The sequence below is a fragment of the Paenibacillus sp. BGI2013 genome (genome assembly GCF_002843485.1).
Lineage (GTDB): Bacteria > Bacillota > Bacilli > Paenibacillales > Paenibacillaceae > Paenibacillus > Paenibacillus amylolyticus.
Genome location: NZ_PJFA01000016.1, coordinates 109,779 through 125,909, shown reverse-complemented (window position 1 = coordinate 125,909; position 16,131 = coordinate 109,779). Strand labels below are relative to the sequence as shown.

Here is a 16,131-nt window from a genome sequence, read left to right as displayed (position 1 = left end):
AGATTACGTGTACAATTACAACTACCGACGCTTTCAAGCCAAACTCAAACAGCGCGCACCGATTGAATATCGATGCGCGCTGGCAGCATAGCTTTTTTCATCTGTCTACTTGACAGGGGTATGACCATAAGCTGGTCTTTTTGTCTTTCAGTTTATAGAATTCACGTTAACTACGCAGAGACACAATCTAACCTTTAATTAATGACTTATAACATACCGAATAACCGTATATACGGATGTTTATACTAAACCATTAATTCGGACGCGCCTGAAGTGACGTCAGTTTATCCTGAACCGATTGTAACTTCTGTATACTTGAGGCATCCGGTTTATCACGACGGTCGTCAATTTTGACGGATGTGGAAACGCGCTGAGCTCCTGACAAAAACGGCGCTTCATGCAGAGCCGCAATTGCTGTAAAGATCTCGTTAAGCGGTCCCTCAATAATGGTGCTCATGGAAGTTAACTGATATGTAATGCCCCGTTGATGTTCCAATACCTTTTGCATGTCCGCCACATAACTGCTTAGACTGGTTGTACCCGTTCCGATTGGAATTACAGTCACTTCTGCTATTGCCATTTTGCTCCGCCTCCTCTGGGCCCCGTGAACAACCGCTGCCGCTAATTTTAGTCGATTTTTGACTGAATTAATTCATCCTTATTATAATTTCATAATAATTGTTCAAATTATCAGTGGTTCAGCAAAATTTGAGTCGTAAGAAGCAAAAAAATAATAGTTTCCACCCGTGTCAACGCTTCCTAATTAGGGTATTATTCTCAGGTATAATACAATTACATAGGAGTTGATGATCAAGGTGAAAATGAAAAAGGTTATCGTTGCTTTATCTATAGGGATGTTGGTTGGTTCTTCTTCAATGGCTGTGGCTGCTACCTCACAAAAAGTTCAAGCAACTTTGGCAAACTTTAAAGTTATTGTTAACGGTCAGTCCAAGACTGTTACGTCAGATCAATTGCTTTATAAGGGCAATACGTATTTACAACTTCGTGAAGTTGCCAAGATCCTTGGCTATGAAGTTAATTACACCAGTGCGTCCCGTTCCATTGAGTTTTCTGCGAAGAGTCAATCTCAAGCAGATTGGATTAGCCTGATTGATCTATCCGCATCTAATGGATATAAAGTTGCTCTAAAAGGAGATTCGGCGGATGTTTACAACGTCTCAAAAAATCTAAAAACCATCCTTAGTGTCAACGCCAATGGTCTTAAGGAAAACGAGGAAAAAGTTGTGGCGGATCCCTCAGGTAAAACAATCCGCTACAAAAAATTACAGGGTTCCCTAGTTCTGAATCGTGGAGATCTAAAAAAAGCTGGTTTGATCCAATAGTCTAATAAACAAAACAATCCTCGGTTAGAGAATTTCAACGAGGATTGTTTTGTTTTTCTTTACGTAAAAATATCGATAGTTCCATTTCTAATATATGAAGAATTTGCTTCTCTTTCAGAACAATTGATTAATTGTTAATTAGGTCTTGCCTGAAGTGACGTCAGTTTATCCTGAACCGATTGTAACTTCTGTATACTTGAGGCATCCGGTTTATCACGACGGTCGTCAATTTTGACGGATGTGGAAACACGCTGAGCTCCTGACAAAAACGGTGCTTCATGCAGAGCCGCAATTGCTGTAAAGATCTCGTTAAGCGGTCCCTCAATAATGGTGCTCATGGAAGTTAACTGATATGTAATGCCCCGTTGATGTTCCAATACCTTTTGCATGTCCGCCACATAACTGCTTAGACTGGTTGTACCCGTTCCGATTGGAATTACAGTCACTTCTGCTATTGCCATTTTGCTCCGCCTCCTCTGGGCCCCGTGAACAACCGCTGCCGCTAATTTTAGTCGATTTTTGACTATTTTTATTCTACCAGTTGAATGCGTTACAATTCAAACTGACGTGAAGACGTCATTCAAATTGTTCAAAAATTTTTTTGATAAATCTTCAAATCTTCCAGTCCTTTTCCTTTGCGGATTCCTGGCTTAAATGGTATACTCGGAATTACGTTTTACTGTATCGGCCCACTTTACAAACACAATATGTTGGGTTACAGTATGTTGACAGCTACAAAATGTAGTAACACTAGATTTCTCCGCTTCTATTAGTCACCTTCTGCATTCTCGCGAAAAACAGGATGAAATCACCTCCAAAGGCACGTCCCTGTAGGTGTAAATCGCTTTCTCGAAACAGAGTTGACATGGAGGTTAACGGGGCTGTTTGGACTGCATCCGGTATCCTCAAACTACAGGCACATCTGCAATAGACCAAAGCTTACATAAGCACCCTTTTCTGTCGATATCCAGAACTTCTAAGACAGTAAGGAAGCCAGAGCATCCATGGGCATTTTCAGCCGCGAGGCGGGAGAATGCTTTTTATATGAGCATGTTCTGAATTGTGCTGTTTTGTGCTCCTCAAGTTGAGCGATTTAAGACATGAACTTGTCACCGCCGTTTCAGTCTGCCAAAAGCAACCTTTACCTTTTTCTCACCGTAAGACAACACTCAATTCTTTATATAAAGAATTTCTCCAATTTATATCTTTAACATGCGAAAGCGAGGAATATTCATGCCACAAGTTGTGACCAAGCCGAACAACCGCCAGCTTGCCTTTGATGATATGCGCATCTCGGTATATGCCGACCGTACTCTGGAAGGACTGGAAATGCTGGACAAGGAACGTCTGGTACGTGGGGTAAACAGCAAGCTCCGCCGTGATGAAGTTACCGGAGACGAAATCAGCAACGCTTTTATCATGAGCGCACTGGAACTGGTAACTAAAGAGGAGCCTAATTGGAAATTTGCAGCGGCGCGCTCCCTGCTCACTTCCCTTTACAAAAAAGCGGCTACCAACCGCAGATACAAGTCTTACCCGGACGAGCCTTATGGCGCATTTCACCCTCTTCTTGTAGATCTCGTGAAGAAAGGTATCTACCGCGAAGAATTACTGGAATGTTACACCAAAGAACAGATCGACGAACTTGCTGAGTGCATTGACTACCGCAACGATCTGCTCTTCGATTACATCGGCTTGCTCACACTGGCAGAACGTTACCTCGCTCACGATTTTGACGGAAAAGTAATGGAATTGCCGCAAGAGCGTTATATGATTATCGCCATGTTCCTAATGCACCAAGAGCCTGCCGAGAGACGTATGGATCTCGTCAAGGAAGCATACTGGGCCATGAGCAACATGTACATGACCGCAGCTACTCCTACGATGTCCAATGCAGGTAAAAAAGTAGCCGGTCAGCTCTCCAGCTGCTTCATTGATACGGTGGACGACTCACTCGAAGGCATCTTCGATTCCAACACGGATGTAGCTCGTCTGAGCAAAATGGGTGGCGGCATCGGCGTTTACCTCGGCAAAGTCAGAGCTCGTGGTTCTGATATCCGTGGTCACCAAAATACAAGTTCCGGTGTAATCCCTTGGATTCGCCAACTGAACAATACAGCGGTCAGCGTAGACCAGCTCGGTACGCGTAAAGGTGCCATTGCCGTGTACCTGGACGTTTTCCACAAAGACATTCTGGCCTTCCTCGATCTGAAGCTGAACAACGGTGACGAGCGTATGCGTGCGCATGACGTATTCCACGGCATCTGTCTGCCTGACTTGTTCATGGAGCGGGTATCCACTCGCGGCGAATGGAGCCTGTTCTGTCCGCACGAAACAAAGAAAGTGATGGGCTGGAAGGACGAGAATGGTCGTGCACTCGGACTGGAAGATTTCTATGATGAGTCCTTTGGTGAAGGTGCGTTCCGTGATAAATACGAAGAAGCGGTGAATCACCCACTGCTGTCCCGGATTACAGTACAGGCGATTGACATCATGAAGCGTGTACTTAAGTCCCAACTGGAGACAGGTACGCCATACATGTTCTACCGCGATACGGTTAACCGCTCGAATCCTAACCGTGCACACGGTATGGTATACTCCTCTAACCTGTGTACCGAAATTATGCAGAACCAGTCTGCCACTGTAATTGAAAAGGAAGAACTCGTAACCAAGGATGGACAAACTCGCATCGTGATTTCCAAAGTGCCTGGCGACTTTGTTGTCTGCAACCTGAACTCCATCCATCTGGCACGTGCTATACCTCATAATGTATTGGAGCGTCTTGTTCCAATTCAGGTGCGCATGCTGGACAACGTTATCGACATTAACAACATTGAAGTGTTGCAAGCCCAATATACCAACAGCCAATATCGCGCAGTCGGTCTGGGAACGTTTGGACTTCACCACCTGCTTGCTCTCGAAGGCATTCATTGGGAGTCTGAAGAAGCTGTAACGTATAACGATAATCTGTATGAAAAAATTAACTACCTGCTCGTGAAATCCAGTATGGAGCTGTCCAAAGAAAAAGGACATTATCCGAAATTCAAAGGTTCCGATTGGGAAAGTGGTCATTACTTCGACCAACGCGAGTACACATCAGGTGAGCGCGTAGGCGAGTTCGTGACAACCGAACAGTGGAAAGAACTGCAAGCCGAAGTACGACAAAACGGTGTACGTAATGCTTGGTTGTTCGCCATTGCACCTAACGGTTCCACGTCCATTATTGCCGGTTCAACGGCTAGTATTGATCCGCTCTATGAGCTGTTATCTTATGAAGAGAAAACAACTTACAAAATTGCCAATCCGGCTCCGGATCTGTCCGAAAAAACAAGCCCTTATTACCAAACGGCGTTCCAGGTGGACCAACATGCTTCCATTAATATGGCGGCTGCCCGTCAGCGCCACGTCGATCAGGGACAAAGTTTCAACTTCTATGTTCGACCAGATATTAAAGCAACAGAATTCCTGGAATTGCATCTGCACGCCTGGAGAGCCGGCATGAAATCAACTTATTATGTTCGTAGCCGTGCATTAACGATTGAAGAATCTTGATTTTTACGCAAGTTACGTTTTATCCATGATAGAGAAGATTTACTAGATTCGAGGTGACCACCAGGGCATCCTGTTTTGATTGCAAAATGGCGTTGCCCTGGTTCTTTTTTGCCTAAAAAACGATCACAGCATCGCAAGATGTTGATATAGATGCCACATTATACAACCCTAATATATATAAAAGAATTAATGATTACACGATAACGAAGAGGACAGAAAAAAGCTGAAGAAGCGAAGCTAAAAGCTTTCTGAAAGAAAGCTACTTCGGAAGCATACACTTCGCCTTTATCACCGGATTTTCCCCTTTAAAAGAGGGAATCAAAAAAATCAGGGGATAACAGCGATCGGAAGGTTGTTCTGTCATCGTAGTTATACAGTGCAAATTCATTCAAGGAGTGAACGGAACAATGCAAGTACAGAAAATTTTTAACACCGAAGCCCCTAACCAATCAACCCGTATTATTGAAGGTGAATGCTCCGGTATCCTGAACTGGAACGACATTCGTATGCCTCATATGTACAAATTGTACAAAGTACTGCTACTTAACCACTGGATCGCAGACGAGATTCCAATGTCCAAAGATGCTTCCCAGTTTGCTCAACTGGATGAAGAAGAGCAACGTACATTCAAAATCAACATCTCCCTGCTCGCGGTACTTGATTCCATGCAGACGATGTTTGTTGGTGACGTAAAACGTTACTTTACCGATTCTTCACTCGAAGCTATCTCGGCCATTATCGGACAACAGGAAGTCGTTCATAACCAATCGTACTCCTACGTCCTGTCTTCGATCGTATCTGATCGGGAGCAAAAGGAAATTTTTGAATACTGGAAACATGATCCAGTCCTGCTTGACCGTAACCGTTTCATCGCAGACATTTACCAAACATTCCGGGACGAGCCGTCTCCACAGACGTTCTTCCAGGCTATGGTCGCCGATCTGGTACTCGAAGGTATCTTCTTCTATAGTACGTTTGCCTTCTTCTACAACCTGGCCCGTGACCAGAAAATGATGGCAACCAGCCAGATGATCTCGTATATCCAGCGAGATGAAAACCAACACTGTTACTTCTTCGCCGAAGTGTACAAACAGTTGCTGGTAGACTTCCCTGAACTGAACACACCTGAGAACATGGACTACGTATACACAACCATCCATCGTGCTGTTGAGCTTGAAACCAACTGGGCACATTACACACTCAGCAACGTGCGCGGTATTGACCTGAACGAGTTGGAAGATTACATCAAGTACATCGCCAACAAACGTCTGCGTCTGATGGGTATGGAGAAAGCATATGAAGGTGTGGATGTAAACTGCATGCCTTGGATCAAACCATTCTCCGATGAAGCACTGAATGCAACCAAAACCGACTTCTTTGAAGCTAAATCCCGTAACTACGGTAAAGTTGGCGACGATAACGGATTTGACGATTTGTAAAATCTTCTGATCGGGTATCTACTACTTGAGTATATCCGGTATAAATAAACACAAATTAAAGCACTCCCTTTGATAGAATGCCTTCATGGCTATCTGCATGCGGGAGTGTTTTTTTGTCTCTTAACCTTGTAAGATAGTTTTGAAAGAGATTCATACCCCTCCTACGGAAGTGAGGCCTATTCATGGAAAGAGAACTGCTGGAACAAATCAACTTGTGGCATGAGCAGGACCAATTCAGTCTCATTATTGAACATATTGAACGAATCCCCGTCTCAGAGCGGGATTATGATCTGATTGGTCAACTCGCCAGAGCCTATAACAATGACGCACGTTACCGCGAAGCCGTTCAACATTTGTTGTCTGTCCAGGAGCAAGGGGTAAGCGACCCGCTCTGGCAATACCGCTTGGGTTATGCATACTGTCATATAGCAAGTTATGAACAGGCACTACTGGCTTTTGAGAGAGCTGATGAACTTCTGCCCCATGATGAATCTACCCTTGAATTCCTTCGCCAGATTCGTCCCCAAGCGGAGAAGATGCGAATGGATCGTCAACGCCATGAAGAGAATATCGCAGCATTGGAGCAGAGCGGTACACAGAACCATCTAAGAGCCGCTTCAGGGACTTATGATCCCGCAACGTTCTGGGTACAGAGTGATTATGCGCAGGACAATCATGTATCAGAACCTTTTGATGAAGAAGAGATTTTGACTATTGAGAAAGAATTGGGTTACAAGCTGCCCGCTTCCTATATTCAACTGATGAATACGCAAAACGGCGGTATCCCTGCGCTCACTGTATTTCCCACCAAAGAAGCGACTTCCTGGGCTGAGGATCACATTGCCATTTCAAGCATTATGGGAATTGGACACGATAAAATATACGCACTCGCTGGTGAGCTGGGAAGTCGGTTCATGATCGAAGATTGGGGATACCCCGATCTGGGGATTGTGATCTGTGATTGTCCATCCGCTGGTCATGATGTTGTTATGTTGGATTATCGTTTCTGTGGTCCTGAAGGCGAACCCTGTGTAGTTCATGTGGATCAGGAAAATGATTATGAGATTACATATCTTGTGCCCAATTTTGAAGCTTTCATCCGTGGATTGGTCGATGAGGATACGTATGACCTGTCTGACGAAGAGCATGAGGACTAAAACCCAGGAGGGTCCGGCCATATGACAACCCGTATATATTTTGGTTCCAATCAACTTGGCGAAGTGGCCGCAGTTCCATTGCAGGATGCGCTGAATGAGCTTGACCTGGGAACCCTTGAAGATTATCGACGAACGGATAAAGGTGTTATGGGTCAGACACTGCTCATTCGCTCTTCCCGTGGAGAGTATATTCTGAAAGGCAATCCTTTATATGCAGGACAGTTACAGGAAGAAAAGTTTTTTGTAGAACAACTGGCGAAACATACGTCCATTCCTGTCCCTGATCCATATTTGTTACATGAAGATACCCATCTGCTAGGCTGGAGTTATGCCATAATGCCACGCCTGCCCGGGAATCACCTGTATGATCCAGTATTCCAGGCTTCACTGTCACAGCAAGATCAGGAAGAGATCGCCTGTATGTTTGCCCATACTTTGGCTGAACTGCACCGCTGGAAGGTGCCTGATGCCGGGGAATATGATCCTGTAGCACAGCAGATTGTTTCCTTTGCAGGCGATTATCTGGACTGGTTGTACGGAACCATTCGTCACTGGTTACATGATGCTGAACAGTACTCGGTGATTACGGATGAAGATGTTCAATGGGTGGACGAGCAATTCAAGAATGCTGAACCGGCATTTCGGTCCAGAGCTGTTCCGTGTTTTGTTATGGGAGACTTCAAGGTCGAGAATATTTTGATTCAAAATCTGGACGGCCGTTCTTCAGGGTGGCAGATTAGTGGTTTGTTCGATTTTACAACGGCCTATTTCGGAGACGGAACAGCCGACCTCACCAAAATATCCACCAGGTATGTTCGTGAGGGTCAACCAGAACTGGCCGCACAGTTCCTTCGCTGCTACCGGGATCTGGTCTGTGGAGCAGATGAGGAGAAATGCCAACACTTCCGCACACGTCTCCGCATGCATCTGCTCTATCAACGTATCTTGTGGTGGGGGGAAGCCAACGCCACAGGACAAGTGACTTGGGCAGCCGACCTGCCTTTTGCACAGTGGGCGCAGCAGTCCATTAATTCGATTGTCGCATTGTTAGATTAGTAGAATGTATCGTTCCATATATGCCGCCCAACATGCGGGCGCACGTATAAAACCGCCAGAGATCATCCTTGATCTTTGGCGGTTTTCCTCATCTCACTATATTTAAGTCAACGATGAAATCTCTCAACTTAAGCTTGTGCAACGGGTGACTCCTGATGTTTCTGCAAAAACTCCAGCATCCGGCGGTACACAAGAATCTCGTTTGTTTTCCTGGAGAAGCCATGACCTTCATCATCCAAAACGATGTATTCCACATCAAGTCCCTTCGACTGGAGCGCGGCCACGATCTGATCGGATTCGGCCTTCACGACCCTTGGATCATTAGCACCCTGAATGACCAACATTGGGTTCACCATCTGATCGAGATACGTAATCGGTGAATCCTTCGTTAAACGTTCGCGGTCACGGACCGGATCACCCAGCCAGTTATCCATCATCGGTTTCCAGTCTTCCGGTACGGATTCCAGGAATGTGAACAAGTTACTTGGCCCAAAAATATCGACCGCTGCCCGAAACAGTTCCGGATGGCGACCTGCCAATAACAGGGTCATATATCCCCCATAACTTCCACCTACCACAAACAACCGCTCCGGCGAGGTAATTCCCTGATCAAACAGCCAGTTGATCCCGGCAACACAGTCCAGCCTTGGACCCTCACCCCAATCACGCTCAACCATCTTGACGAATTCCGCACCATATCCGGTACTGCCCCGGAAGTTCGGTGCAAAAATATGATAGCCCTGAGCGAGCATCATCTGGAACATCGGCCGAAAAAACTTTGCTTCGGAAGATTGCGGCCCACCATGAGGCCAAAATACGGTGTAACCATTGGCTTGCTCTGGTTTTGCTTTGAACAAGAGAGCTTCAATCTCCAGTCCGTCGTAGGAGTTATACTGAATAACGTCAGGGTACACGAGATCACTTGGGTCCAGTCCGGTTACCCGATTGGCAGTCAGCGGCTCCCAGGACTCAGCACCTGCTATTTTGCGATAAATGTTATGCGGTTGAATCGCTCCACGTCCGAGGATATACACATTGCCAGCCTTTGTAACGTTCACCTGCTCTATCGTATCCAGCGGCATCTCTATGCGCCGAGGCTCATCGTCATTTTTGCCCAATACGTACATACGATTCTCTGGCCCTGTAAGTGTCCAGAAATATAAGGTCTCGGAAGCCTGATGCCAGCGGATGAACTCCACATCTTCCCCTTCGATTCTGCACAATAAGCGGAATTCGCGGGTATCGATACGGTATTCAGCCACATAGGCGTATGCGGAGTCATCATTGGTAATGAACAGAAGACGATTATCATCTGCAAAAATCAGATCAGATACCTGACTATAACGTTCTGAAGCTGGCAGAATCACCATTTCTTCATTGTTACGATACAGATGCGCCGTCTGGTACGTATTGGAGTACATTTTTAAAATGACATAACTCTTCTCGTCAGGACTTACAGCAACCAGGCTGCTCGTAACCTCTTCTCCACTGTATAACAGTTCATCTTCCCCTGTCTCCAGATCGATGCGGCGTGAATTCAGATAATTCGGATTACCCGCGCTGGTGACATAATAGAGACGTTGTCCATCCTCGGACAACTCAGCGAAATAACAGCGATCATTCGGTTCTGCCGGAACCACAGGCAGTGGAACACCACCCTCGGGTGGAAGTGCATACAGATGATAGTTCTCATCTCCATCCCGATCAAACGCGGTAAGCAGATGACGTTCTTGCGGGTCTGCTTTGATAAATTGACTGCTCTGATTCAAGTACGTTAAAGGATACGGGTATCCTCCAGGCAAATCCATCGCCCAAATATTCGGCTGACCGTTCAGATTGCTGTCCATGAACAAACGTTTCTCGTCTGCCGATACGGCAAAATGTGAAATACGGTACGTCTGAAAATATTGCTCGACATCCGGTTTAGGAAACTGAATCATGACAAACCTCCTTGGAATTGAACCAATGAATTTAAAATTGGTAAATTAAGGTACCATTTGTCCATATTATAGGTAATGCCAATGTTTAGACAATAGATATGTGAGTTATAATTTAAAATTATCCTTAGCTTTGTTTATCATCAGCAACATTCATCCAGCGTACAAGCGGTCTTGTCTTCCCTGTAGTGCATAAGGTAGCGGAGTAATTCGGACCTACGTTCAAAGACTGCAAATTATAATGTTGCCCTTCCCGTTCCACAACGTGATGCCCATCTAACCCTTCTCCCATCGTATTCAGTTTTCGCCACTGTCCGGACAGAGATTGACCACACGCCTTAATCCAAGCCTCTTTTTGTGTGAGGACTTGCCAAACACGCCGGATCGTTACCTGTTCTTCCTCCCTGTGATTCAGTACATAACACTTCTCATCTTCCGTCAAAAATCGCCTGATCACCGCGCTCATCCGCAGCAACGGACGTACATACTCAAGATCAATTCCCAGCTCTGTATGAGCCGCTAATGCCAGTACACAACATCCTTCGGTATGAGAAAGGTTAAACTGCGGTCCACACCGAACATAAGGTTTGCCTGAAGCTCCATATTCAATATAAATATCTGACGCTGATTGACCCGTGTACATTGCCAGTACTTCTCTCAGAAATGTACGCGACATAACCAGATTCTGAGCATCATGCATGGATTGTTTCTGTTTTCTCTGTACACGTTCAATTTCATCCTGGCTCAGTACACAGGTGTCTATATCCAACCTTGACAAAAAATCCTCTCCCTTGTGCGGAAGAGGCTGCGTCCAGATATGTACTTCATTTGCCACAAAATGAACCGCAGCGGATTCCTTCCATTCTGTAACTGCAGGTTTCACAAGGTCACCCCCTCTCCCTACTCTTCTTGCTCAACGAACAACGGACATCCTCAGATGACTCGGTTTCGCTATACGTTTTAGGTGGATTCCGATCTCCTCATCCGTCAGTTTCATAGCACATTCGCTCATTTGCATGTAATCCAGCCCGATAACGCCATATTCAGAGATGTTCATGCAACGTTTTTTCAATGAATCCATATCTGCATAGTGGTTACTGATCCACTTCATCCGAGCAAAGTGTATATCTTCGGAAGAGAGCGTACGGTCCTGAATGCGACTGCATTCTTCCTTAACTCGTTGATGTAATTCAATGGGATCAACGGAATACCCACAGACATTGGAGAAAGCAAATTCCTGCCTGTAATAGTGATCCCAATGACTCCCCTTCCTGAGCAAACCTGACTTCACACTCTCTGTGAAGAATGTTGAAGTCTCTCCTAGAAGAGCTTCGATACCAATCATGGTTGCAACCTGAGTCTCCAATTGCGTAACCGGCCTCTCTTCCTGAAAGCCAAACCGGACAAGAGGTATCGAAGATCCACCATTCATTTCCTTATAAGTCTCGTCCTGTTCCTGCAACGGCTGAATGAATGGAGTAGGGGACATGATCTTGGGTTGATCCATCGAAAAGTTCTCTAACCATTCGAATATCTCCGCCGGTTCAACAGGTCCCACTACTGCCACAGACATTCTAGAAGCCGCATAATGACTTGTATAGGCATTGCTCAGCAATTCTACGGTAATGTCGGCAATACTCTCCGGTGTGCCCGCAACATCCTGTGTGATTGGATGGTCGTTACCATACATCATCTGCAACAATTGCTGAAGAGCCAGCCAGGAGGGTTGATCCTTGTACATTTCCAGTTCCTGATGAATCGCCGCCCGCTCACGCTCAATGTTTCCTTTCGTGAAATAGGGAGTTGCAATCATATTCATAAAAAGTTGAAGGCTGTTCCTTAGATTGCCTGTACAAGCAAGTTGGTACGTCGTTACATCATAACGCGTCAGCGCCGACGTTGAGGCCCCTTCGGCATGAAGAAGTGATTTGACGGACTGACCATCGGGATTATAAAACATCATGTGTTCAAGGAAATGTGCCGTACCCGCAAGGGCAATATCGTGAATGGACCCATAGGGTACAGAACAGGATACAAATGTATGACTATATTTGGGTTGTGGCAGTATACTCACGTTCAGGCCGTTGGATAAACGCTTGCAGACACATGAATTTAATATAGTAGTACTCATGATTTCCCTCCTGTACTATGCGGAATATTCACTCTCAGGGTACAGAATCCATGTGACTTCTTTCCTCAACTCGGTAGCAACGGAAGCCACCCTTTCAGGAGTTACTTCTGCTATTTCTTCAAGGAATTGTACAGTCGTCATCTGACTTTCGCTCAACACCTGATCCATATGATTTGTAATGACCTGATGTGGCAGATCGAATCCGACCTGAACATAATGCATCACATTCTGCACAGCGGTATATAACTCCCTCTCGGATACATCTCCGTCACAGATTCTCTTCCATTCCATATCGATTCCTTCGAGAACAGCCGTCACGTTAGCACTGCTGGTGCCCGTTGTAATGTGAAGCGTTTCCCGAAAATCATCCAATGTGCTGGTAACTTGATATACCAACTGGGAACGTTCACGTAATTCAACCTGCAACCGGGACGCGGGTGTCGCTCCAAATAAGGTATGGAATACAAACAAAGCCGGATATAAAGCAGAGCCATATCGAATATCTGTACTATAAGTAACATTGATCTTGCACTGTTGAATGTCCAACAGTTCCATCATCATGGCTTCAGCCTCCCGCTGCTCGGCAGGATTACCTTGTCGCCCCTCTACTTCATCCTCTCCTGGATATTGTGTGTTGATTGGGTGTAGTTCTGATTCCCTCTCCGAACAACAGCGTTTGAACACTTCCCTGTTCCCACATTCAAATTGTTCCCAGATCAGATCCATAATTCGCCCAGGATAGATATCGCCAAGAACATGAACATGGATCGGAATTTGGATCAATGCCTGATAGTGCCGACACAACTCATGAGATATGACACAATGCCGTAGTTCATCCAGAGCCAATTGACGGTTCTGCCCTTCATATCCCATCCATTCCAGACAGCGGCTCTGCACCACCTTGTCCCAATCCGTTCCATCATGCGCGATATGATGTTCAGTCCAAGCCATTTCATCCTGTACTTGCATCTCATCGAACATGCCATGATCATCAACCGCTGGGTCATACAACAAGCCTGCGAGTAATTGCACAGCGCTATGTATGGCTTCCATCTGCGTTCCAGTTATTAACTTATCTTCTGTTATACGAGGTATGCGCATTGTGATCGAGGCAATCTGAGTATCGCCTTTGTAATCAAAACGACAGGTCAGGTCTGCACCATACAGGGACCATAACTGTTGCTGGAGTAGCCTGTTCGATGGAAAGCGACGACAGCTGTTCATTAACAAACGGACTATCATGACAAATATAGCTGAGGGTATGGTTTGCTGAGCATTGATCAGGTTAATCTGCACGTAATAATTGGCATACTGGTGTGTTGGCAGCACGTGCACCGACAGATTGTTACGCCTCTCAGTAGTAAAAGACTGCATCTTTTCGCCCCTCCTCACTTCCATCTACGAACTGATATTATAGATTGCTCCACTGTCCGTGTTCAGACCTAACTGTCCAAAACCATCAAGTGGCTTGGAAATCCAGTCCACACGGCTGACTGTTTCATCAGTAATTGATGTTTCATCATCTCTCCAGTGGATGACCTGCTGGTGATGCCTGTCCCAGAAACGCCACAATGCTGGCTGGCTTAACAGTTGCTCGCGAAATGGCTCGTATATCCTATCAGCAGAAGCCTGAATATCCTGATCCAATACAACCGGCGGCAGAAAAACGATCTTGGAACGAAAGTCCTCTGTAAGGGTCATAAAGTATACACATACTGGCTTTTGTGTTTTGGCCAAAATACGAAAAATACCACTTCGAGTGCGAATTTTCGAACTTAGAAAAGGTAGTTCAACAGCATGGTTATCCGTATTGAATCCGGTCTGTCCATCTACAAAAAGACTGAATGATCCACCTTTCCGCAAATGGGAATACAGCCTGATACCAATCATCTCATCCTCCGCATTGAGCAGTTCCGCACCTGCATACTTGCGGATGGCCTCCCAGCCGGACAGCTTCTTCTCCTGTTCCACTGTTTCCTGCTCGGCGATCAGATAGAATGGAAGCTTGGCAGACATATGGCCTGCACGTATTTCCTGTCCAATCGTAATCATATTGTGCCTTACAAAACCATAATGCCAGGTTAATAATGCCCCACCTTCACGCAACGTTGCCTGCAGATGTTCCCGCCCCTCTACCTCATCCCACTCCATAAACGAATAGGGGCTTTTCTTGTGCTCATTAATTGTACGAAGAAATGCGAGATAGTCCATCCAGATGGACTCAGCAGACTGCTTCGGCTTAAGCGGAGCCATCTCCTTGATAATGTTCATCAGTGCATAAAAGGACCCCAAATGAATGCCATCCTGTCGCTCCTTATGAAGTTCATCTCTGACCTGTTCACGGTACATATCATATAAAGATCTAAAGTTCATCATCTACGTGTCCCCTCCAAGGCTTGAGAAACTCTAAGAGCATCCTTTCCATGTCGCAGGTAATTTCGATGCATGCCATCCATCATATACGTAAGCATTCTGAGGGCCATCTCATATTGCCCCGGAATGCGTTCATCCGATTCTGCTTCCTGCCCTTCCACCATATCAAAGCCCACATAGGGCAAGGAGGATTCCAGCGCTGCGACCACACAGTTTCGGGTGTTAAACCATGACGGGCCTCCACTGATAGGAAAATCAACATAAGGAAAACTCCCAGGATCAAGACAATCTAAATCAAACGATAAATAGGCCACTTCCGCCTGAAACTTGTGCTGTATATCAAGCAGGGTTGTCCGCACTCGTTCCGGGGTCATCTGTTCTGCAGGAATCTGAACCAATTTGGGATGTTTGTACATCTGATCTACAGAACGAAGGCCGCGCAGACCAATCTGCACGACTGCGGCGATACCGTCCTCCGTCAGTAGATGCCTCACAAAATTGGCATGATGCATCTCATTCTGATGAATAGCATCCACCCCGCAATCATGGTGGGCATCAAACTGGACGAGTATGATTCTTGCATTGGATCGACTCAATATGGATTTCAGGATGGAATACGTAATGGAATGATCCCCACCAATGCAGCACAGTAGCGCCTCTTCCCTTTCCGTATATACCAGAGCTGAGTTAAGACCCTTCGAGTAGGAAGAATCCGTATCATCTGTTTGGCAAGTACCCAAATCCTGCATCATTACTGATTCAAGCAATCTCTGGCCACTGCCAATGTCATATAGTCCTGATATGTGGGATTGCGTCAGAGCTGGATACATTACCTTTTTCCATGATTCGGCCCGAAGAGATTGCTCAAATCCCGCGACTTTTGATCCCTCCATACCTGAACCTCCCGAATAGGGAATACCCAGCATATAGAGATGCGGTGAATCTTGACCTACGAGAGGTTCCAGTGAGAAATAAGGCTCATCTGGAGGGTCAATGCCATCTAGCTGGGGGATCGGACGTGTCTCCAATTCTTCAGCGGGTTCAATCTGATAGAACTGGCTGAACGTCTCATCGGCTGCAATCAACGTATCGCCGATGCGGCGTACCAGGTATACAGGTTCCGGAGCTTTCATAATGAGACCT

Annotated in this window: 13 protein-coding genes; 5 read left to right on the top strand and 8 right to left on the bottom strand. The window is 45.8% G+C overall.

Features of this window, described 5'->3' with window-relative positions; all coding sequences use genetic code 11:
- Positions 1-253: 253 nt before the first annotated feature.
- On the bottom strand, positions 254-580 hold the full coding sequence (locus CXK86_RS27810) for an MTH1187 family thiamine-binding protein (protein WP_017690882.1): 327 nt from the start codon (positions 578-580) through the stop codon (positions 254-256).
- Positions 581-806: 226 nt separating this feature from the next.
- Between CXK86_RS27810 and CXK86_RS27805 the strand changes: the two genes are divergently transcribed.
- Positions 807-1,343 (top strand): stalk domain-containing protein, encoded by a 537-nt coding sequence (locus CXK86_RS27805; RefSeq protein WP_076254987.1) that lies wholly within the window; start codon positions 807-809, stop codon positions 1,341-1,343.
- 134 nt (positions 1,344-1,477) lie between these two features.
- Here the strand turns inward: CXK86_RS27805 and CXK86_RS27800 are convergent, their stop codons facing one another.
- Positions 1,478-1,804: an MTH1187 family thiamine-binding protein gene (locus CXK86_RS27800; RefSeq protein WP_017690882.1), complete on the bottom strand. Its 327-nt coding sequence runs from the start codon at positions 1,802-1,804 to the stop codon at positions 1,478-1,480.
- Positions 1,805-2,576: 772 nt separating this feature from the next.
- Here CXK86_RS27800 and CXK86_RS27795 point away from each other — a divergent pair.
- From CXK86_RS27795 to CXK86_RS27780, 4 genes are all read left to right on the top strand, one after another.
- Positions 2,577-4,895, top strand: a complete 2,319-nt coding sequence (locus tag CXK86_RS27795) for a ribonucleoside-diphosphate reductase subunit alpha (protein ID WP_076254521.1) — start codon at positions 2,577-2,579, stop codon at positions 4,893-4,895.
- A 407-nt stretch (positions 4,896-5,302) separates the two neighbouring features.
- Positions 5,303-6,334, top strand: a complete 1,032-nt coding sequence (locus CXK86_RS27790; protein WP_036607380.1) for a ribonucleotide-diphosphate reductase subunit beta — start codon at positions 5,303-5,305, stop codon at positions 6,332-6,334.
- A 182-nt stretch (positions 6,335-6,516) separates the two neighbouring features.
- The gene (locus CXK86_RS27785) at positions 6,517-7,491 is read left to right on the top strand and encodes an SMI1/KNR4 family protein (protein WP_076254519.1); all 975 of its coding nucleotides are present in this window, start codon (positions 6,517-6,519) and stop codon (positions 7,489-7,491) included.
- Between the two features lie 21 nt (positions 7,492-7,512).
- A complete protein-coding gene (locus CXK86_RS27780; RefSeq protein ID WP_076254517.1) occupies positions 7,513-8,547 on the top strand; it encodes a phosphotransferase family protein in 1,035 nt (344 codons plus the stop codon).
- A 128-nt stretch (positions 8,548-8,675) separates the two neighbouring features.
- Here CXK86_RS27780 and CXK86_RS27775 read toward each other — a convergent pair whose 3' ends face one another.
- The 6 genes from CXK86_RS27775 to CXK86_RS27750 form a co-directional block, all read right to left on the bottom strand.
- Positions 8,676-10,487, bottom strand: coding sequence for a S9 family peptidase (locus tag CXK86_RS27775; protein ID WP_076254514.1), 1,812 nt, complete (start codon positions 10,485-10,487; stop codon positions 8,676-8,678).
- A gap of 124 nt (positions 10,488-10,611) precedes the next feature.
- Entirely contained in the window at positions 10,612-11,367 is a 756-nt protein-coding gene (locus CXK86_RS27770; RefSeq protein ID WP_076254512.1) for a 4'-phosphopantetheinyl transferase family protein, read from the bottom strand.
- A gap of 30 nt (positions 11,368-11,397) precedes the next feature.
- A complete protein-coding gene (locus tag CXK86_RS27765; protein ID WP_076254510.1) occupies positions 11,398-12,615 on the bottom strand; it encodes a M16 family metallopeptidase in 1,218 nt (405 codons plus the stop codon).
- A 15-nt stretch (positions 12,616-12,630) separates the two neighbouring features.
- On the bottom strand, positions 12,631-13,989 hold the full coding sequence (locus CXK86_RS27760) for an insulinase family protein (protein WP_047840299.1): 1,359 nt from the start codon (positions 13,987-13,989) through the stop codon (positions 12,631-12,633).
- A gap of 24 nt (positions 13,990-14,013) precedes the next feature.
- Positions 14,014-14,991 (bottom strand): LpxL/LpxP family acyltransferase, encoded by a 978-nt coding sequence (locus CXK86_RS27755; RefSeq protein WP_076254508.1) that lies wholly within the window; start codon positions 14,989-14,991, stop codon positions 14,014-14,016.
- Complete coding sequence (locus CXK86_RS27750; protein ID WP_076254505.1) at positions 14,988-16,121, bottom strand: arginase family protein; 1,134 nt, start codon at positions 16,119-16,121, stop codon at positions 14,988-14,990. The genes CXK86_RS27755 and CXK86_RS27750 overlap by 4 nt, the downstream gene beginning before the upstream one ends.
- Positions 16,122-16,131 lie beyond the last annotated feature (10 nt).